At 44.2% G+C, this 19,952-nt stretch carries 22 protein-coding genes; 16 read left to right on the top strand and 6 right to left on the bottom strand.

What is annotated here, in order from left to right; all coding sequences use genetic code 11:
• The first annotated feature begins 8 nt into the window (after positions 1–8).
• Both nirB and nirD read left to right on the top strand, forming a co-directional pair.
• Positions 9–2,528, top strand: a complete 2,520-nt coding sequence (gene nirB, locus VCHENC03_RS22250) for a nitrite reductase large subunit NirB (RefSeq protein WP_050554359.1) — start codon at positions 9–11, stop codon at positions 2,526–2,528.
• The gene (gene nirD / locus VCHENC03_RS22255; protein ID WP_009704593.1) at positions 2,529–2,864 is read left to right on the top strand and encodes a nitrite reductase small subunit NirD; all 336 of its coding nucleotides are present in this window, start codon (positions 2,529–2,531) and stop codon (positions 2,862–2,864) included.
• 97 nt (positions 2,865–2,961) lie between these two features.
• Here nirD and VCHENC03_RS22260 read toward each other — a convergent pair whose 3' ends face one another.
• Entirely contained in the window at positions 2,962–3,366 is a 405-nt protein-coding gene (locus tag VCHENC03_RS22260) for a PPC domain-containing DNA-binding protein (RefSeq protein WP_009704592.1), read from the bottom strand.
• 1 nt (position 3,367) lies between these two features.
• The gene (locus tag VCHENC03_RS22265; RefSeq protein ID WP_005375904.1) at positions 3,368–3,943 is read right to left on the bottom strand and encodes a TetR/AcrR family transcriptional regulator; all 576 of its coding nucleotides are present in this window, start codon (positions 3,941–3,943) and stop codon (positions 3,368–3,370) included.
• Positions 3,944–4,227: 284 nt separating this feature from the next.
• Here VCHENC03_RS22265 and VCHENC03_RS22270 point away from each other — a divergent pair, with 284 nt between their 5' ends.
• The 9 genes from VCHENC03_RS22270 to VCHENC03_RS22310 all read left to right on the top strand — a co-directional run bounded on the left by VCHENC03_RS22270 (position 4,228) and on the right by VCHENC03_RS22310 (position 12,875).
• Positions 4,228–4,842 (top strand): glutathione S-transferase, encoded by a 615-nt coding sequence (locus VCHENC03_RS22270; protein WP_009704591.1) that lies wholly within the window; start codon positions 4,228–4,230, stop codon positions 4,840–4,842.
• Positions 4,843–5,096: 254 nt separating this feature from the next.
• A complete protein-coding gene (locus VCHENC03_RS22275) occupies positions 5,097–5,357 on the top strand; it encodes a hypothetical protein (RefSeq protein WP_005443088.1) in 261 nt (86 codons plus the stop codon).
• A 21-nt stretch (positions 5,358–5,378) separates the two neighbouring features.
• The gene (locus VCHENC03_RS22280; RefSeq protein ID WP_009704590.1) at positions 5,379–7,040 is read left to right on the top strand and encodes a SpoIIE family protein phosphatase; all 1,662 of its coding nucleotides are present in this window, start codon (positions 5,379–5,381) and stop codon (positions 7,038–7,040) included.
• 212 nt (positions 7,041–7,252) lie between these two features.
• Entirely contained in the window at positions 7,253–7,726 is a 474-nt protein-coding gene (locus VCHENC03_RS22285; protein ID WP_009704589.1) for a type II secretion system protein, read from the top strand.
• 330 nt (positions 7,727–8,056) lie between these two features.
• A complete protein-coding gene (locus VCHENC03_RS22290) occupies positions 8,057–9,754 on the top strand; it encodes a GGDEF domain-containing protein (protein ID WP_232310309.1) in 1,698 nt (565 codons plus the stop codon).
• Between the two features lie 40 nt (positions 9,755–9,794).
• Positions 9,795–10,337: a prepilin-type N-terminal cleavage/methylation domain-containing protein gene (locus tag VCHENC03_RS22295; RefSeq protein WP_009704587.1), complete on the top strand. Its 543-nt coding sequence runs from the start codon at positions 9,795–9,797 to the stop codon at positions 10,335–10,337.
• Between the two features lie 17 nt (positions 10,338–10,354).
• On the top strand, positions 10,355–11,047 hold the full coding sequence (locus VCHENC03_RS22300; RefSeq protein WP_009704586.1) for a response regulator transcription factor: 693 nt from the start codon (positions 10,355–10,357) through the stop codon (positions 11,045–11,047).
• Between the two features lie 10 nt (positions 11,048–11,057).
• Positions 11,058–12,329, top strand: coding sequence for a sensor histidine kinase (locus VCHENC03_RS22305; RefSeq protein ID WP_009704585.1), 1,272 nt, complete (start codon positions 11,058–11,060; stop codon positions 12,327–12,329).
• A gap of 15 nt (positions 12,330–12,344) precedes the next feature.
• Positions 12,345–12,875 (top strand): type II secretion system protein, encoded by a 531-nt coding sequence (locus tag VCHENC03_RS22310; RefSeq protein WP_009704584.1) that lies wholly within the window; start codon positions 12,345–12,347, stop codon positions 12,873–12,875.
• 14 nt (positions 12,876–12,889) lie between these two features.
• Here VCHENC03_RS22310 and VCHENC03_RS22315 read toward each other — a convergent pair whose 3' ends face one another.
• Positions 12,890–13,567 (bottom strand): response regulator transcription factor, encoded by a 678-nt coding sequence (locus VCHENC03_RS22315; RefSeq protein ID WP_009704583.1) that lies wholly within the window; start codon positions 13,565–13,567, stop codon positions 12,890–12,892.
• Positions 13,568–13,733: 166 nt separating this feature from the next.
• On the opposite strand from VCHENC03_RS22315, the gene VCHENC03_RS22320 reads away from it, so the two are divergent.
• Both VCHENC03_RS22320 and VCHENC03_RS22325 read left to right on the top strand, forming a co-directional pair.
• Complete coding sequence (locus VCHENC03_RS22320) at positions 13,734–14,078, top strand: hypothetical protein (RefSeq protein ID WP_032802054.1); 345 nt, start codon at positions 13,734–13,736, stop codon at positions 14,076–14,078.
• A 71-nt stretch (positions 14,079–14,149) separates the two neighbouring features.
• The gene (locus tag VCHENC03_RS22325; protein ID WP_009704581.1) at positions 14,150–14,710 is read left to right on the top strand and encodes a hypothetical protein; all 561 of its coding nucleotides are present in this window, start codon (positions 14,150–14,152) and stop codon (positions 14,708–14,710) included.
• 133 nt (positions 14,711–14,843) lie between these two features.
• Here the strand turns inward: VCHENC03_RS22325 and VCHENC03_RS22330 are convergent, their stop codons facing one another.
• Positions 14,844–15,845, bottom strand: a complete 1,002-nt coding sequence (locus VCHENC03_RS22330; RefSeq protein WP_009704580.1) for an NADH:flavin oxidoreductase — start codon at positions 15,843–15,845, stop codon at positions 14,844–14,846.
• 244 nt (positions 15,846–16,089) lie between these two features.
• Between VCHENC03_RS22330 and VCHENC03_RS22335 the strand changes: the two genes are divergently transcribed.
• Positions 16,090–16,557: a hypothetical protein gene (locus tag VCHENC03_RS22335; protein WP_157621014.1), complete on the top strand. Its 468-nt coding sequence runs from the start codon at positions 16,090–16,092 to the stop codon at positions 16,555–16,557.
• A 127-nt stretch (positions 16,558–16,684) separates the two neighbouring features.
• Positions 16,685–17,296 (top strand): IbrB-like domain-containing protein, encoded by a 612-nt coding sequence (locus VCHENC03_RS22340; RefSeq protein ID WP_009704578.1) that lies wholly within the window; start codon positions 16,685–16,687, stop codon positions 17,294–17,296.
• Positions 17,297–17,324: 28 nt separating this feature from the next.
• Here the strand turns inward: VCHENC03_RS22340 and VCHENC03_RS0125355 are convergent, their stop codons facing one another.
• Both VCHENC03_RS0125355 and VCHENC03_RS22345 read right to left on the bottom strand, forming a co-directional pair.
• The gene (locus tag VCHENC03_RS0125355) at positions 17,325–17,783 is read right to left on the bottom strand and encodes a hypothetical protein (RefSeq protein ID WP_032802051.1); all 459 of its coding nucleotides are present in this window, start codon (positions 17,781–17,783) and stop codon (positions 17,325–17,327) included.
• Positions 17,776–18,444, bottom strand: coding sequence for a winged helix-turn-helix domain-containing protein (locus VCHENC03_RS22345; RefSeq protein ID WP_009704576.1), 669 nt, complete (start codon positions 18,442–18,444; stop codon positions 17,776–17,778). Before VCHENC03_RS22345 ends, VCHENC03_RS0125355 begins: the two co-directional genes overlap by 8 nt.
• 569 nt (positions 18,445–19,013) lie before the next feature.
• On the opposite strand from VCHENC03_RS22345, the gene VCHENC03_RS22350 reads away from it, so the two are divergent.
• Complete coding sequence (locus VCHENC03_RS22350) at positions 19,014–19,649, top strand: LysE family translocator (RefSeq protein WP_020197331.1); 636 nt, start codon at positions 19,014–19,016, stop codon at positions 19,647–19,649.
• The last annotated feature ends 303 nt before the right edge of the window (positions 19,650–19,952 follow it).

Here is a 19,952-nt window from a genome sequence, read left to right as displayed (position 1 = left end):
AGGCAGCGATGAACAGTCCTTTAACGATCCCAGTAAAGAACGCATTGAGCCACATCGTTGTGGTAGGTAACGGTATGGTCGGGCAACACCTTGTCGAGCAATTAGTGCAGAAAAACGCGCATTTGGAGCACCGAATTACCGTGATTGGTGCAGAGCGTTTTATCGCATATGACCGTGTACAACTTTCTTCTTTATTTGCGGGTAACTCTCATGATGATTTGATGCTGAGTACCCAAGAATGGTACGACATGCATGGCATCCAACTCGTACTTGGCAGCCAAGTAACAGGCATCGACAGAGAGCAAAAGCGCATTCTGCTTGATGGTGAAGATGTGCTGGGTTACGACCAACTTGTGCTCGCGACCGGTTCTTACCCGTTTGTGCCGCCAATTGAAGGTAAAGACCGAGACAACGTGTTTGTCTACCGCACGCTTGATGACCTTTCACAAATCAAAAAGGCATGTGAAGGCGCAAGAACAGGCGCAGTGATTGGCGGTGGCTTGTTGGGTTTAGAAGCCGCAAACGCACTCAAACTATTGGGGCTAGAAACTCACGTCATTGAGTTTGCACCCCGCCTGATGCCCGTACAGTTAGATGATGGTGCTGGTTTAGTGTTAAAAGAGAAGATTGAAGCGCTAGGGCTAACCGTTCACACCTCAACGGGTACGGAGCGAATCTGCGATGGTGAAACGGCTAAGCATCGTATGGTGTTTAAAGACAAAGATCCTCTCGAAGTGGATGTGATTGTCTTCTCCGCAGGCATTCGTCCTCAAGATGAGTTGGCAAGGCTGGCTGAGCTAGAAATAGGCGAGCGAGGCGGCATTGTGATTAACAACCAATGCCAAACCAGCGATGAGAACATTTATGCGATTGGCGAATGTGCCCTTTGGGAGCAGAAGATATTTGGTTTAGTCGCACCCGGTTACACCATGGCGAGAACCACTGCCGATGTCCTGACTGGAATGCCAAGCGAAGGTTTTAAAGGTGCAGACATGAGCACCAAACTCAAGCTGCTTGGGGTGGATGTGGCGTCTATCGGCGATGCACAAATGCAAACCGAAGGCGCACAAGAAATGGTCTTGCAAGATGCGGTTGCAGGCATATACAAAAAGTTGGTGGTTGATGCGAGTGGTACCCAATTACTTGGTGCGATTCTCGTCGGTGACAACAGTGACTACGATGCGCTTTTGCAGTGTTATTTGAACAAAACGGTCCTGCCAGATCACGCGGCGAACCTGCTGTTTGATACCGGAATGCTTGATGGAGATATGCCAGACAGCGCCATTATCTGTTCTTGTCACAACGTCACAAAAGGTGACTTAGTTGCCGAGATACAAGCTGGCACCACCAACCTGACGGACCTTAAAGCCAACACCAAAGCCGGTACTGGCTGTGGTGGGTGTAGCAATATGGTGAAGTCGGTATTGGATACTCAATTGGCAGCCATGGGGGTAGAGGTTAACAACCACCTTTGTGAGCACTTTGAGCTCAGTCGCCAAGAGATGTTCCATGTTTGCCAAGTGGAACAAATCAAAGACTTCGACACCTTAATTGCACTGCATGGCAAAGGGCATGGGTGTGATATTTGTAAGCCTACAGCGGCATCTGTGTTTGCTTCTTTGTGGAATGAACACATCATGGAGCCGCAGCATCAATCTCTGCAAGATTCTAATGATGCCTTTATGGCTAACCTGCAAAAAGATGGCTCTTACTCGATAGTGCCTCGTGTTCCGGGCGGTGAAATCACACCAGATAAACTCATCGTGCTAGGCGAAGTTGCTCAGCAATACGATCTGTACACCAAAATCACTGGCGGTCAGCGCGTGGATTTATTTGGTGCGCAGTTAGAGCAACTCCCAGAAATCTGGCAAACCTTAATTGATGCTGGTTTTGAAACAGGGCACGCCTACGGCAAATCGGTGCGCACCGTGAAATCTTGCGTGGGTTCTACTTGGTGTCGTTATGGTGTTGATGATTCGGTTGGATTAGCCATTGAGTTAGAGAACCGCTACAAAGGATTGCGAGCGCCCCATAAGCTTAAGTTTGCCGTATCGGGCTGTACTCGCGAGTGTGCAGAAGCGCAAAGTAAAGATATTGGGGTGATCGCTACTGAAAACGGCTGGAATCTATACGTTTGTGGTAATGGCGGCATGAGACCAAGACACGCAGATTTGTTTGCATCCGACTTATCCAAATCAGAGTTGATCACCATGATCGACCGAGTATTGATGTTCTACGTCAGCACCGCAGATCGCTTGCAGCGCACGTCTGTGTGGATGGAGAACATGGAAGGGGGCCTAGATTACCTTAAACAAGTGATTTTGGATGACTCTCTGAATCTATGTGATTCTTTGGATGAACAAATGGCACGAGTCGTAGATACCTATCAATGTGAGTGGAAGAGTACGTTGGATAATCCTCAAAAATTGCAACGCTTCCGTCCTTTCTTGAACAGCACGTCGGGCAGCAAAGTCTTGCCGTACCAACGTGTGCGCGGTCAGCGTATTCCAGTGAAACAGGAGGTGTAAATGGCAGCGTTAACCAAAGTGAAAGTGTGTCAGCTTGATGACTTGATGCCGTTTATCGGTGCCACTGTATTGATTGAAGGTGAGCATGTCGCGTTATTCTACATTCCTGATAGTGGTGTTTATGCCGTTCAAGATTGGGACCCAATTGGTAAGGCTTATGTGATGAGTCGAGGGATTGTCGGTGATATCGATGGTGAGATGTGTGTTGCATCACCACTGTATAAACAGCACTTCAGTTTAAAGAGTGGGCAATGTTTGGAAGACGATGCGCACTGTCTAAAAACGTGGCAAGTAATAGTCGACGATAATCAGGTTTGTTACTTAGTCGAAGAATGACCCTCGAAACTAGCTTGCTCGATATGAGTAAATTCTTAGCGTAAGAGATGAGCGAATAAAGCTCCAGAGACAGCCAGTATGGCTCTGGAGCTTTTTACTATTTGGAAGGATTCACTTGTAGTTCGGTATAGCCAGTCGAGTCGTCCATCGCTCTAGTGAACTCAAGTTCTGAGTAAGAATGGATGATCAATTCTGCGGTAGTATCAATCACTGTGCCTTCCAACAAATGCCCACCCCAAACTCGTCCTTCACGATCAGACACCGAGATATGAACGTGTTGATGTTCAGGCGTTAGCGTTCCCATCACAGAGACGATTTCAAATGGCTCTTGTTTGGTTAACGTACTCTCTGCACCTGCCAAACGAAGGTTGAGGTCAGAGATACAACCAACGCATGAGGCAATCGAGCCTGCTTTGATACCATGCTGCTCGACCAATTTCGCTAGGCTCAGCTTTAAGTCCATGCCTTTGGTAAGACGTACTGCTATCACTTCAATCGACATGTTATTTCCTAATCAAAACCAGCAAGCAGGAAAGCGCGGTATCCAAGTCGGCATAGCGTTTGGCTTTGCCAAGTACGCGCATACCTTGCATGTTGTTGAGAACAAAACGAGCGAGCTCTTCTGGTTTCAACGTTTTCGGCACTAAGGTTTCTTTTTGCGCATTGGTCAGCGCATCCGCAATGATGTCGATAAGATGGTCAAATAAGAAATGCCCTTTACGCAGTACGTCATCGTCTTCACCTGCATGCTCAATCAACGCATTTTGAATAAAACATCCACAGTTGCGTTTGCGCTGCAGCTCAGCAAAGGATTTGAGGAACGATTCCAACTCCGGTAAAGACGCATCGTCTTTTTCCAAATCATTGAGTGACGGTAGCGAGACCTTTTTTAAGTAAGTATCGAGCGCTTCGTAGTAGAGCTGTTGCTTGTCACCATAGGTGTTATAAAGACTGAAGCGGTTGATGTTCAGTTCGTCGGTGAGATCCGAGATAGACGTATTCGCAAAGCCCTTGCGCCAAAACACATCCATAGCCACGAGAAGCTTTTCATCTCGGTCGAAGTTGGCTTTTCTTGCCATAAATTACCTGCCTGGGTCTGCTTATCGGGTAATTAAATTGCTTTGGAGGGATGGCACAGAGAACCTCTAGCGTTCGAACTGAACCAATATGATGAATACCCATCTATTCTTGGGTATCAGCCTCCAAATTCATGTGAACTCACAAACGGCATCAAAAATCTCGCTCAGCAAACAGACCCACAACTGTTTGAAAATTTTTGATAGTGAAGTTCTTGACTGATCGTTTATAAACTGGCTACAGTATATCCTAACCAATCGGTTAGAAAAAGATAAAAGGATGTGAAATGAAGCTGTATGAAACCGCAATGACTCCAAGTTGTAAGCGAGTTAGCATTTTTCTAAAGGAAATCGGTGGCGAGGTTGAGCGAATTGCGCTGAACGTTCGTGAGGGCGATAACCTATCTGAACCGTTTAAATCGAAAAGCGTGAACGGCAAAGTGCCTCTACTGGAACTGGATGACGGCACGACGATTTGTGAAAGCGTGGCGATTTGTCGCTACCTAGATGAAGCGTTTGAAAATGATCTGGCGCTGTTTGGTGCTAACCAGCTCGAACGTGCTCAGGTGGAAATGTGGCATCGCGTTGTCGAATTCCAAGGTTTGTACACGGCTTTTCAGGCGTTTCGCAATATCACAGCAATTTACAAAGACCGTGAAAACTGCGTAGCTGCGTGGGGTGACGAGTCGAAATCTCGCGTATTAGAATTCCTACCAATTCTTGACAAGCGCCTATCAGAAAGCGAGCACATCGCCACGGACAACTTCACCATCGTAGACATTACCGGCTACATTTTTGTTGGTTTTGCCGTAAATGGTTTGAGTATTGAAGTGTGCGAAACCTACCCAAATATTGCACGTTGGTTTGAACAAGTATCGGTGCGTGAAGCGTTTCAAGGCTAACTTCTAGCGTGATTTTTCTAAGCAGCAAGGCTTTTGTAGACTTGCTGCTTTTTGTCGTTTTAAGCGCAAAGATCTTCAATTTGTTCAGGTTTTCTCTTCTTTTTCTGCCTTTCTCCTATAATTAACTCTGTTAATGAAACAACATCAATTGGCTCTCACGGCGTTTTGGAACCTTGAGTTCTTAGTTTGTAGACGTCCCAATCATTATTGGACTTCACCAAGTAATGAAGGACACCAAGCGACAAGGAGAGGTTATGCGTGTTCGAAGTAAAACCATCAATGGCGTGTTGTGTACGTTGCTCGTAGCGTCTGTGTGCGGACTCGTTGCCATGTATCAAAACCACAGTCAGCAGCATCAACAAATCGAGTTGCTGCGTGGGCAATTGATGGAAAAAGAAAACCAAATCGTCATCTCGAATGAGGCGTTGTCTTACACTCGTTATCAACATCAACTTTTAGCGGAAGATTACAGCCGTTTCAGAGATGCCCAATCCATGAGTAGCGTACTGCAATAGAACAAACAGGCAAGGAGAGGTATGAAGTCCATATTGTTGGTCGACGACAGCAAAACGGTCCTGCTCTACATGACCAGTGCATTGCAAAAGCAAGGGTACGAGGTCATTGCCGTTGAAGATGGTGAGTCTGCGTTAGAAGTGCTGACTCACCGAACTGACATTCAGTTTGTCCTCAGTGATTTGATGATGCCGGGCATCAGTGGCATTGAGCTTTGCCGTGAGCTTAAATCGTCGGCGTTTTCTCGTTATATCTTCTTTGTGCTTCTCTCTTCCCGTAACGATCAAGAATCCATCATCAAAGGCATGGATGCAGGCGCCGATGACTTTGTCGACAAGAAGACGTCTGTAGAGGAACTACAAGCGCGTATCCGTGCGGGCTTTCGTACCTTAGAACTGCACAACACGCTCACGACAAAAAACCAAGAGCTCGATTTAGCGTATCAGACCATTCAGCAGGATTTGGATTCTGCCGGAGAGTTAATGGAACAACTGTTGCCCGTTGAAGAACAGATTCACACGGCACAATTTAGCTTCACTTATGTTCCTTGTACCAAGATCGGTGGGGATATGTTGGGCTATGTCGAGCTCGATGAGTCCCACGTTGCGTTTTATGTCTTCGATGTTTCCGGGCACGGTATTTCTTCGGCGTTAATGGCATTCTCGATTCAACAAACTTTGTCACAACGTAACAAATCGGAGTCGATAACGTTAGACTGGAGCGACAACGAGTACCGCATCAGTGAGCCTGCTGCTGTGATTGAAAGGCTTAATCGACGCTACCAGCAAACGCAAAACAGCAAACTCTATTTCACTATCGAATATGCCGTGTTGAACACCGAAACTGGTGAACTGAATTATTGCACTGCAGGCCACCCTAAATTCGTTTGGCAACAGACGGAACACAACTGCTTGGAACTTGTTGGTGACAACAACTTCATCGTCGGGGCATTGGAGCCGATGATGTACCAAGGTGGAAGTATCCAACTCAAGCCCAATGACGCGCTCTGGTTCTTCTCCGATGGCTTATTGGAAGCCAAGCAAGGCGAGGAGCTTTACGGTATTGACCGACTGCTATCCAACATCGAGGAGAGTAAAGTGATGCCAGAAAAGGCACAAACCAATGCCGTTTTGGAGCAAGTGCAAAACTGGCAAGGAAAACCAGAAATCGACGATGATGTGAGCTTGTTGAAAGTGCAATGGTTGGGCTGTGCACAATCGCAAACCGTTAAGTCGACAAGTTCGCTATTCCAGAAATCCTACCAAGCGTCTTTAGAAGTTTCACGCCAAGCGAGTCTCGAAGTGGTTGAGTTCCTTCAACAACATTCGGTTTCTTCTCATGTCGCGCAAACTCTAGAGTTGTGCGTGGTTGAGTTGATGAACAATGCTTTCATTCATGCCTATCAAGGGCAAACAGGAAAAACGGTTGAGTTAGAATGCGAACTAACACAAGGTGAGCAGCACAACATAGAAGTGCGTGTATTTGATTATGGCAACCGCATTTCTGATGAAACCTTCCAAAGTTACACCTCAAAGCAAATTGAGACGCCAAATCTATTCGATGAAGAGAGTTGGATGCCTTCAGGACGAGGTTTGATGCTCATAGCTCAAATGACAAATGGGTTTTCTGTATCACATCAAGGGGAGCGCAATTGCTTTACGGTAGTAATGGCTTCGAAATCGTAACTTTTTGCTTGTGATACTGCTTAAATCTTCCTCTTAATCACATTATTTTTGTGCGCGCTAATCGATTGCCTAAACTTTATTTTTTCTGCCCGTTTTGAGTTAACCCTGCGTTAACTTTCCTCGTCGTATATTCGCCGTCAACCGGTGGAGAGTCAGGGCTTCTGCCTCTTGTCATCGTGATTTTTCTCTCGTTTGTAGTTGGGAAATAAAAAATGAAGGCGAAAGGTTTTACCTTAATTGAGTTGGTCGTGGTCATTGTCATCTTAGGTATTTTATCTGTGACGGCAGCGCCTCGATTCTTGAATTTGCAAGATGATGCGAGAAACGCGGCAATTGCTGGGTTAAGAGGGGCGATGAATGGTGCGATGGGCATTGTTTACGGCAAAGCGGCGTTGATGGGTGTAGAACGCGCAAAAGAGGCTAATCTAGATACTGATGGCACAGGTACGCTTGATTTGGCTATCGCCTACGGATACCCAAAAGCGACCTTGAATGACCTATCTATTGTGGTGCAAGGGCTGAGAGAAGACTGGGCACACAAAGAAATCCCTGGCAGCGCTTCAATTCACTTCGGCATTGCGGGTTATGACAAAACTTGCATCAAGTACACACAAGCTGGTGCGATTAGTGCAGCAACAGCCGTGGTTATCAAAGATCCGGCAGAGTGCAGTGGGTTAACAAAATGATTCTTAGAGCCACTTTTTAAAGTGGCTTTTTTGTGCTCAAAAGTTGTGCGTATTCCCTCAAAAAGCTCCCCTAAAAGTCTCTTAAAACATACCGTTATGGTGACGATAAAAATTAATCATTAAAACGGGGGCTGGCGTTAACTTAGCGTTAACCATGAGAAATTTAAGATATGACTCATATCACACACTGTGCCTCTTAAAGCATTGGCTTTGAGATGGAATTTAACCTTGTTAATGATTAACAGGAAGTAGAGGCGAGTGTCATTAAACGTGTTGATCAGCGAACTACGTGAATACCAACTCAATAAAAACACTTATAAAGGTCTCTTAATGTCAGATTTCAACTTGTTGTACCAACCAAAACTAAAAGATGGCGTAATCGTTGGTCTTGAAGCTTTGTTACGACCAGTCGATGTTGAAAAAACACTGCCTGAATTTTTCGCCGAAGTGGAAGACAACATGGCGCTTGATCTAGCTGTGATGAAGCGTTGTTTGGAAGACATTGCGAAGTTTGACATTCAAATTCCGGTGTCTATCAATATCTACCCAACCAGTGTTTTGAATGACTACTTTGTCTTCAGTGCGATCAAGCAGCTAAAAGGAAAGAACGTTTCTTTAGAGTTGGTTGAGCATCAAGGTGTTGAGCTGAGTGACGAATTTCTTAGTCATGTTGCGCTGCTAAAAGACAACGGCATCAAGCTGTCTATTGATGATTTCGGTAAAGATTTCGCAAGAGCGGATTTGGCGCTTACTATCGGCGCGGATGAAGTCAAATTTGACCGTTCGTTGGTTCATGACATTGAGAAAAACTACAGCAAATTTAAGCACCTGTCGTTTTTGTACTCAAAGATCAAAACGCTATGTACACACAAAGTTGTTTTTGAAGGTGTTGAGAACAAGCGTCAAAAAGAACTGATCGAATTGTTTGCTGAAAAGCCAACGATTCAAGGCTTCTACTTCTATCCAGCAATGCCGCTAGAGGAGATTGTTGAGCTAGATTGCTTTTCCAACCTTGAACAAGATGCCCCCGTAGAAGCACTGCTACGAATGAGCTTGGATTTAGATTACAAGCTTTATAACTTTCTGATTGAAAACAATATTGAAGATGTACAGAGCGAAGAAGTGAATCGCTTTATTGAAGACCATGACATCTTGGGCGTCGTGCACAACGAAGATGTGAAAACGACTCTAAGCAACCTAAGAGACATCTATTTCAATAATACATCGATTATTGCGAATGGCGTTGTGTCGATGCTCGATTCAGCTGAAAAGCTGGTCATCATGAGAAACGAGCAAGGTGTGGTGATTTTTGATAACGCGGCACACCGAGAGTTGGTCGGAACCAGTATTGTTGGTGTGAAACCGCAAGAGATCATCCACGAAAACGAAAGCTACCGTTTGTGCTTAGAGAAAGATAAGAACTTGCTGCAAGACGAGCATCTTATGTTCCACAAAGACAAAGAGTTTTTCGAGGGCATTGAGTACGACACGATTCGCGAAAAGATGGTCTACAACGGCAAGAAATTCATCATTGCGACCGTTTGTCCGTCGAATACTGGACTAATGGATGTAACCAAGGATGAGTTGACCAAGTGTTATACCCGTTCGTTCTTAAAGTACCACCTAGCGTCTTACGATAATCGCATCGTGGCTTTTCTTGATATGAATGGCTTTAAAGCGATAAACGACAACTACGGCCATCGTATTGGTGATAATTGTTTGGTGGATTTCGCGTGTTTATTACGTTCATCGCTGCGCGAAAAAGACGTGGTGATTCGCTACGGTGGCGATGAATTTGTGATTGTCTTTGACTCTTCAGCATACGAAGACATTGAAAATCGATTGAACGCACTAAACGCGAAAATGGCGCGTTACTTTGCAGAAAAAGGTTTTGATTTGTCATTCGCGTACGGCTTATCAAAAGTCGTGAATCACGATATTGATGCTGCGATTGAGTTAGCTGACAAGAACATGTACTCGGCAAAACGACGCTTTAAGCGCCAATTAAGTGTGGATTACGTTATCTAAAACTTTCTAACAGGGATGTTGTAAATGTTAGGAGTTTTAAATGAAAAACAAAGGTTTTACTCTCATTGAAATGATCGTGGTGATTGTGATTTTAGGTGTGTTAGCGGTGACAGCGGCTCCTAAGTTTATGGGATTACAATCCGACGCGAGAATCGCAACACTGCAAGCGACCAAAGGTGCTATTGAGTCCTCGTTTGCTATGTTTTCTGCCAAGTCAGAAATACCGTCTACTGAGATTCAACCTTGTGATTACCACAAGCAAATGCGCTGTATGGTCATTGATGGTCAGCAAATTCGTTTAACCAATGCTGATAATTATCCATGGTTTGATGTCTTTCCGAATCAAGCGCTGTCACAGTTCAAAGCTTTGGTGAATGTTGACGTTTCTCCACTTAACGATGATTTGCACGGTGAAGACAAACTCAACTTTGAAACGGATTACGACGGCGGCTTTTGGATCTTCCCACAGTTTTATGGCGATTGGAGTGAACTCGATACACTGCGTTGCCGAATCCACTACACGCCAGCAACGGCAAGTAGAACAGGGCACAGTATTACAACACTGGAAACTGAAGATTGTTAATAACGAGCGAAACGTAAATGGAAGTCACGCACAAACATGTTCTGCTGGTGGACGACAATGTTGAACTAGCAAAAACCATTATGGAATATCTGGAGATGCATGGTATTCACAGCGACCATGCAGCCAATGGGGTAATGGCATTACAGTTGGCACGATCGGATGAATACGATCTGGTGATATTGGATGTGAATTTGCCTCATTTATCCGGCATCAAAGTCTGTGAAATCCTTCGAGCTGATGGCATCGATTTACCCGTGCTGATGCTCACCGCAAGAAGTGAACTCAGCGACAAGCTTAAAGGGTTCAGTGCTGGCGCGGATGACTACATGGTAAAGCCCTTCGCGCTAGAAGAGTTAATGGCCCGTGTTCTTGCACTGTTGAAGCGAAGTAGCAGTACGCCAGAGCGCTTAGTGGTGGACGATTTAGTGTTAGATACCACCCAGAGGCAAGTTTATCGGGCGGGAATCGCTCTTACGTTATCACCGACTTGCTACAATATTTTAAAAGTGATGATGAGCGCTAGTCCTTCACCAGTAAGTCGAAGTAAGATAATGCGATTGGTCTGGGGCGATGCGTCACCAGAGAGTAACAGCTTGAAAGTTCACATGTTTAAGCTGCGTCAGGCGGTGGATAAGGGGCAAAACACCAAGCTTATTCATACGCTTCCTAACTTTGGCTATGTGCTAAAGTCCGAGTCGCGGCATCAATAGGAAATCATCAGTGAAGATCAAAGACAGTCTTAGAGTGTACGTCATCACCGTCTCTGCGGTGTTAGGGTTAATCCTTGCCGTTGTTGCGGGCTCTTACAGCACCTATAACCTCTATACTGGTATCGATCTTGTGACCAAAGGTGTCATGTTGGTGAAAGCAGAAACGGAAGATCCGCAAGCAGGCAAACCCATCATCAATCCGCCTTTTATCATCACGGCCAACTGGGATGATTTACCCTTGGCATTTCAACTCAAGTTTGTTGAGAAAGAACTCGCGGTAGGGAAGTTATTTAAAGCGACAGAGACTGAGTATCGCGCAGGGAGAAACGCCAACCGCTTTATCTATCTGTTGATCAAAAGTGAAGTGGATGCTCAAACCAAATTTGTCGCAGTCAAAATCAACAAAAACGCCTTTGATGATTTCGCCGACACGCTAAATATCAACTTATTACCTCAGTTAGATTACATCGTTGTGTTTGTCACTGTACTGCTGATCTTCTTTTTGGTTGGGGTATTTACCATCATCAAGAGAATCACCAAACCGGTTGAAGAGCTGAAAAACTGGGCAATCAATATTCGAGAGAAAGACGATTTATCCAAGGTTCCCGACTTTAAGTTTTCTGAGCTCAACATGATGGCGCGAGTTATCAACTCCTCGGTGTCGGCGGTCCGAAAAAGTGTCCGTAAAGAGCAAGATTTCATTCGTTATGCCAGCCATGAGCTAAGAACGCCAATTGCGGTTATTCGCTCTAATTCGGAACTGATGAAAAAGATGATCGCCAGTGATATGCCTAAAGAGCGTTTACTGAAGAATCTACAGCGAATCGAAAACAACAGCTTAGCCATGTCCGATTTATGTGACAGTTTGTTATGGCTCAACCACGAAAAGTCGACAGAACTCAGAGAGACAATGACCAGTTTGGGTGTATTAACCGAGCAGGTCGTGAACGAGCAACGATACTTGTTATCTGGAAAGAAGGTAGAGGTTGAAACCTCGGTCGATAGCTTTGAATGTTTGCACTTAGAAGGAATGTGCAAAATCGTGATTACCAATCTTGTGCGCAATGCCTTTCAGCACACCAATGAAGGTGAGGTCATCATCAAGCAGCAAGGGTTAGAAGTACAAGTGATCAATCGAGATAAACAAAAAGACCTGACTCACGAAACGACGGGGTTTGGTTTGGGTTTGTTGATCATAAAGAAAATCTGCGACAAGTATTACTGGCAGTATGAAGAACAAGTGTTGGAAGATGGTCGCGCAGTGAAAGTGACGTTCGTTTAAAGGGCAATTCTTAGCATGAAAACAAGTGTAGGCATGAAAAACAAAGGCTTTACATTGATTGAACTCGTTATCGCTATCGTGATTTTGGGTATTCTCGCCGTGGTTGCTGCACCGAGATTCCTGAACCTGCAAAAGGATTCAAAGGTTGCGGTTATGGAGACGGTTGAGGCGGCAATGCGAGCAGGTCTAGAAATGGTGCATACGCGTGCCATTGTCGAAGGCTTGGATCAAGGTGAGCAAGAGATCGTCATCAATGGCGTTGTGGTTCCGCTCAGAGATGGTTACCCACGCGTAGACGGTAATGATTCATTCGATGATATGAACAAGCAAGTCTTAGCTTGGCTCAATATTGATGCGGTGTCTTTAACTACGGCTCAAAAAGATCCCAATGCTGCTGATCTGTTTACTGACAAAAGCACGCCAAACAACCAAATCTATATTTTCTTCACTTCTGATTTGGATAAGAAAAGCGTCAATTTCCAATGCCAAGTGATGTACCAAAACATCACCACTCCGGAAGTAAGATTACTGACTGACGCTTGCTAAATACCGTTGAGGGGTTACTTCAAGACAAACCCAAAGTTTTTGATGGTTTGGAGTAGCTTCTCTTCGTAATTATCATCAAGTGCGTGCCTTAATTTGAACATGTGCACTTTTAAGCTGTTGGTGTCCGGTTGTTCATCTCCCCATACCTTCTGGATTAAGTCTTCACGGCTGATGGGGTTTGGAGTGGCGCGCAGCAAGACTTCTAGAATGCGATAGCCAGTAGGAGAGAGTTTGAGTTCATCGCTACCACGCATGACATGGCGCTCTTTCACGTTCATTTTTAAGTCTTTCAACTGCAGAAGGTTCACTTCGCCACTGCGTCGTCGAGAGAGCACTTTGACGCGCATTAACAGCTCTTCAAAGGCAAAAGGCTTGGTGAGATAGTCATCAGCACCTGCTTCAAAGCCAACGATTTTGTCGTCTAATGTGTCCCGCGCAGTCAGCATAATAATAGGGACATCACTGCCTTGTTCTCGTAATTTCTTACACACCTCTATGCCGGACATGCGTGGCAAATTCAAATCCAATATCACGACATCGTGGTGCGTTTTGGCTATTAACTCTAAAGCGGCTACGCCGTTCGAGACATGATCACAGCTAATGTCTTCAAGCTCAAAGTGTTCGACAGTGGTTTCTGCCAGTTCCAAGTTGTCCTCAACCAAAAGCAATTGAAGTGTATTTGAGCGCGTCACATTTTTCTCCAGCAGAATGCGGTAAGCGAAGTATAGATTATTAAGCCAGAACCGCAGAAAAACAAATACTTAAATAGAAATTTTAGGTCACGATAACGGTCGCTTTAACCCGTTGATAACCCACGAAATGCTAATTTAGCAACCAATTGAATGAATGGAGTTTGCAATGAGGCGCTCTACTAACTTTAAGGTAACATTGTTGGCAACGTGCAATATGCTTTTCTGGACGTCGATTGCTGTGTCTACGGTTGCGCTATCAAGGCCGAACATTTCGATAGAAGTTCTTATCTCACTGCTTTTTATTGCTGGTGTCTTTACGTGGACAACAATCTATTGGTTGGTTCGTAACTGTGTGAAACCCATTACGTGCATTACCAATGATATCGAGCGTATGAATCAAACTGGGAGCGTTGTGCCTATCGCCAATATTTATGGGGAAGAATATGAAGCATTGCTTGTGGCGGTGAACAAAGCGATGAGATTGGCACAGGGTGAGAAACAAGAGCGCTAAGTGACCATAATCAAACAAAGTCTGGTGCTATGCTTTAACGATGACATAAGAAAGGTAAGGGGCCATTAAACATGTCGCAAATCGAAATCAAATTGGAGCGTCCACGCGTCGAATTGCTGTTTGCCAAATATAAAGATCAAATCGGAGATGACTTTCCGGGCTATCGTAATCATGTTTATCGAACCATCACTTATGCGATGCATTTCCTCGGCAATGATGAGCAGTACGAGCAGTTAGTTGAAACGGCATTTGTTTATCACGACATTGGTTTGTGGACTGACCATGAATTGGCTTATCTCGAGCCTTCTGAAGCGGTTGCTTTGGCAGATAATGAACACTTTGAGTGGGGGTTAGATCCTGATGCTTTGCGCGGTGCGATTCATTGGCACCATAAGATTTCGCCGTATAAAGGGCCGCACCAGAAAGTCATCGAAGCATGCCGAAAAGCAGACTGGATTGATGCAACCAAAGGCAGCGTTCGTAAGGGGTTGAGTAAAGAAGTCATTGCAGAAGTGGAAGCGGCATTTCCAAACTTGGGCTTTCATGACACTTTGCTGCGTCTTGCAAAAGATTATGGCGGGTCAACGCTCGTTGGCGGCGTTAAAGTGACGTTGGGTATCGTTAAGTGGTAATTCGTCTTCTGCCTTAACCGTGAGTAAATATAACCACGAAAGTAAAGATAACCAAAAAACAGAAACAACCACGAAAACAAAAATGCCGAGGTGATGCAGTTCACTTCGGCATTTGTTTTTTTGAATAGGGAGGTTATGCGCTGACTTCTTGCTGCATGATTTGTTGATTGAAGGCGAGAGGGTCTTTCAAGATGGCACGCCCAACAGCTGCCAAATCGAGCCAACCGTTGTTTACGGCTTGGTCGATGTACTCAGCGCTTTCAATTCCACCAACACCGATGATAGGAACACCCAAGTCCGCTTGCTTGAGGAAGGTGGACTCTGATACCAGATAGCCTTCGCCGCGGCGATCTTTAGGACGATTCCAACCACCAATGCCAGATGACACGTCAATGATGTCTATGCCTGCTTTGATTAGCAACTGGCACACTTCTACCATGTCTTCTTGGGTTAATCCTTCTGGGTAAAGGTCTTGACCGGGGATGCGCACCATCACCCCAATGTTGCTATTGGCTTTGATTGCTTCGATGATCTCGACCACCAAACGAGTACGGTTTTCTAATGAGCCACCGTATTGATCATCACGTTGGTTTGTTACTGGAGAAAGAACTTGGTTCAAGCCATACCCGTGGGCACAGTGCAGTTCGACAAAATCAAAACCGGCCTTGTCCGCACGAAGCGCAGCGTCGATAAAGTTCTGACGCCAAACAAGCATGTTTTCCAACGTCATTGCTTTTGGTTGTGGCAACACGCGATCGTAAGCGGGAACGGTTATGCCAGAAGGTCCCATTAAATCAGGACATACCTCTAACTGCGCTTTACCGCCGCAATGGGTGATCTGAAAGCCTGCTTTTGCACCGCGTGCATGAATGACTTTTGCAATCGCTTGCATTCCCTCAATGCAGTCATCGCTGTGTGCACCTAACTGGTTCGGTTCACTTCGGCCGGTAAAATCCACAAAGCTGTATTCCACCATCACAAGACCTGCACCCGATTGCGCCAGTTTGTCATAGTGTTGAATGGTGGTTTGGGTGGCAATGCCATCGGTTGTCGCGGTTTGAGAGGCCATCGGTGGCACAACCAAACGATTGTTGAGTTGGTGTTTCGCGACGTTCAATGGAGTAAAGCGAGTCATACGATCCCTCGTGATATCGAAATAAGAGCAAATATTCTATGTCACTTTGCCAAGAATATGAGTGCGAATCTTCTGTTTCAATCCGAATACTTCGAATTTCTATCTTACATTTTCATAAATTACGCTAATTTAATTTTACTCATTACCGATCTTCGCTGAACTGAAGCATCACGTTTTTGTGCGTCGACAAAAAGCACGATGACAGAAGAAAGAACACCGGAACCCGATAAAAGAAGAGGTGTGTATGTGGAAGGTTCGTGAAGTCAGTCCGACAGATTTTGAAGCTATTAACCGGCTTAACTTCGAGCAGTTAACTGGGCATTGTATGTTTCAATCGAGTTCAATATCTAGCTCAAAACTTGAAAGCGGAAAGGACGACGAAAATTCACGTCGGATGCTCGATTTTAGCCAATCTCGGATAACCAACCTCTATTACACGCCAGAGTCGTTTTGTGCACAAATTCTCGACCAAGGTGTGTTGTTCTGCCTTATCGAAAATGCGCGTAATCGGCCAGCGGGTTATCTCTGCGTTCGGATGTGCAAACCTGATGGCAAGCAAGTTTATGCTTCAGGAGTGATGGTTTCTAACCTCTACTTTTGTGTAGAGCGTTTTTACCTCTCGCGCCGAGATAACCATCCAGAACTCGGAAAAAAGCTGTTTGAACACTTCGAACAATGGCGTGCGCAAATCTTAAATGTTCAAAAGCAATAACATAAAGAATTTGGGAAAACGCAAGATAGCTTAAGCCGTTATATCGCGGCAGTACCACGTCCCGAATTCATCTCTTCCATCGTTCAATCACAAACTCTCTCAATCACCACTGTCAAAGGAGCACCATATGGTGAAAACAACACAGTTAAGCTCATCAGAGCAAGAACAGAGCGGCCTATCCAACGAGGAGAAGGTATCGCTCTACAATACGTTTACACAACTCGTCTATGAAATGTCATCGAATCTACCGCCAGTCTGTAACGTGAAATTGCTTCCCATCGCCAAAATCAAAGCAAATGGCTATAAAGCCAATACGATGGAGCCGGCGGAGCGCGATTTGCTGAAACGTTCTTTGCTCATAGATGGCATCACATCCCCGATCATTGTCAACAAAATCGACAAAGGAAAAGCGTTTACCATTATTGATGGTGTTCATCGATTTGAGCTAATACAGTCACATCCTGTTTTACAACCTATCCCTGGTTATGCGCCCTGCGTGGTATTTGATACCTGCCTACCGAATTGCATGTCCTCGTCTATCCGACATAACGGCGCCCGAGGAACCACGGACTCTGAGGCCTTTGCGGATCTTGTCATCAACCTCGTTCAACTAGGTTGGAGTAACGAGCGTATCAACCAAGAAATAGGAATGCTCGACGGCGAAATATCAAAGATGCTTCAGGTTGGCGACCTAGGGGAGTATTCACGACAAACTAGCCTCTCTGCTTACTTGGAGTAATCTCGCTAGCACAACAGAGCAGGGTAGATTACTGCTGGTCCCAATAATCGAGTTTTCCGTTGATTGTGCCGACGTGTACGTTGTATCGCGGAAAGTTCTTAAACAAATACACTTTGTCACCATGACGTTTAGAGTTATAAAAAAGCACACGATACCCTGATGTCACATGGTTAAAGTGGTCATTAGAGTCTTCCAACCGATCATCGACTATCGGATTTCGACTGTAGATGAAATGAATGACTTGATCGCCTAGCTTAAATTGCCTTGCCTCCACCTTCCATTTAGATAACAAATCTCCATGCTCACTCTGCTTTGAATGCATGGCAACAACCTTGCCTCGATAGCACGTCATAAAAGTATCTCTCTCATCGGTTTTAAAATTGATGGAATAGCGACATGTTGCTCCATTAATAAACGAGTAAAGAATCGTTAGAATAATGCTTACAGTTAAAAGCAGAGCGAGTGTCATAACGGTTCTATTAATCATTTGCTTTTTCCTCATTGTTTAATTCAATTAAGCCAGAACGAGTAGAGTAAAAGTAATTCCCTGTTTTATTTTTAGTTAAGAGTGAAGGTGGATTATCTCCTTCAATATGGCAAATTTGACCTGTTTTAAGTTCTTTACATTCTAAATTCACCCATGAAAGCCACCAAAAGAACAATATATAAACACAAACAAAAATCATGAATATCGAAAGAAAGAACTTTCGCTTTTCGCAACGACAACTTTCTACGGTATGGGTCACTAACGCATCGACTTGAACATTAGAGGGTTCATCAATCAAAGAATCTTTGTCTTTATTCTTTACGTCTGTATTTTGTTTGGGTATTTGGATCCGATAGCCTTTCTTGGGCACATTAAGGATTTTTATATTGTCGATTTCTAGCACCTTCCTTAAGTTGGTTATCGCGACTGGCAGCGAATTTGGACCGATGATCTCCGCACTTCCCCAAGCTTCAAGAATCAATTCATCCTTCACGACAACGTCACCAGGGCTTTTGCACAAACGATCTAAGATGCAACTCTCAGGTATGGTAATCGAGAACGACTTGCCATTTCCCAGAATGAGCTCAGCGCCGGATTCGGTTCGCTTCAGCGTGCAGTTTCCTATTGGCACTTCAATGCTGTCTATTTGTTGAGGTCTCATACGGCTCCACCTTTATTATTTAGTTTTGAACGCTGATAAATGGTATGAAAGTTCACCCTTATGGTGTTGGTTTAATGTTAAATATATAAGTAATTAATCATTAATTTACATGTTCGATTGTTGTTTATAGGGATCTTGCCCACAAAAAAATGGACTATTTATTCATATTTGTTAAATGTCGTCACCCTTTATTATCCAACCGATCTCAGGCATATATATGAAGAATTTCTTCGCACAATTTCAGTCAATTGGTTGCAGTCAACAAGATGAAAAAATTAGATATGGTTATTTAATGTTTAGGAATGAATCTGAAAAGTGAAGATATTTTAGGTAATCGCAATCAGATCATGGTCGTTGAGGGGATTACTTATCGTTCCATGCATTCTAACGTTTCAATTATTAATTCTTATTTAACGATGATTAATTACCTTTATTGAGCGAGGTAGAGGATGCTTGCATTTCTAACATAGGTTTTTGCGCTTAATAAACATGATTGTGGAATGCATATCACGGAGCGAATTGAACGAGTTATTTGTACATCTTTGTTCTGCATCCAAAGGGAGTCTCGGATGATCCAAACGCCAGAAATGACGGCTTTTCTTTTGTTGATATTTCTTTATGCCTTTATGCCTGGGCCAGCAATGCTCTATAGCGTGGGGCAAACCTTAAGTTGTGGTAAGCGAGCGGGTATCCTTTCTGTTATTGGGTTGCATTTGGGAGGGTACTTCCACGTTGTCTTATCTGCGGTGTGTTTGTCATCCGCTTTCGTACTATCACCAATGGTATTTGAGGCAATGAAACATCTTGGTGCTGTCTACTTGATATGGCTTGGCATTACCAGAATCTACAAAGCTCAGACACAAGTCTGGTGTGAGAAACAACAATCTGGTTGTCAGCATGATTCTGACCAGAGGGTCTTTGTTGATGGCATCATTGTAGATGTTCTAAACCCCAAAGCCGCGTTATTTTACTTAGCTTTTTTGCCTCAGTTTGTAAGTCGCGATATTGGGTCAGATATTTGGCCTCAGCTGTTACTACTCGGCATCATCACCAACATTGTATTTAGCTGTGCTGACTTATTGAGTGTCCTACTTGCATCACGATTACGTGCTGCACTGCTTTTAAAACACAATGCATGGATTTATTTGTCGAAGTGGGCAGGATCGATATTCATTTTATTAGGGCTCTTGGCGGTAATTAACTAGATATAAGTTTTCTAAGTGAGGTCGTGAAAATTATCTTCACGATAAGGATTTTTGGGTTTCAAAACTTGGCTTTAATCTTGGTATAAAAAATTAAAGATAATTTCATCAATAATAGGAGGGCTATTTGATTTTTTCGTTTAAATATAATAGTGCAAAATAAAAAGGGAAAAGTAATGATAAATATAAACAATGTTGAATTATTAACACCAAAAGATAAAACACTATATTGGAAGAAATGGAGTTATTGTGCAGAAGCACGAATTGATCCGCTGGGTCAGATGTGTGTTGACCATATTAAGGAGC

Origin of the sequence: Vibrio sp. HENC-03, assembly GCF_000305755.2 — a bacterium.
GTDB lineage: Bacteria > Pseudomonadota > Gammaproteobacteria > Enterobacterales > Vibrionaceae > Vibrio > Vibrio owensii.
The sequence above is the reverse complement of the archived record's forward strand: the minus strand, read 5'-3'. Positions and strand labels throughout refer to the sequence as shown.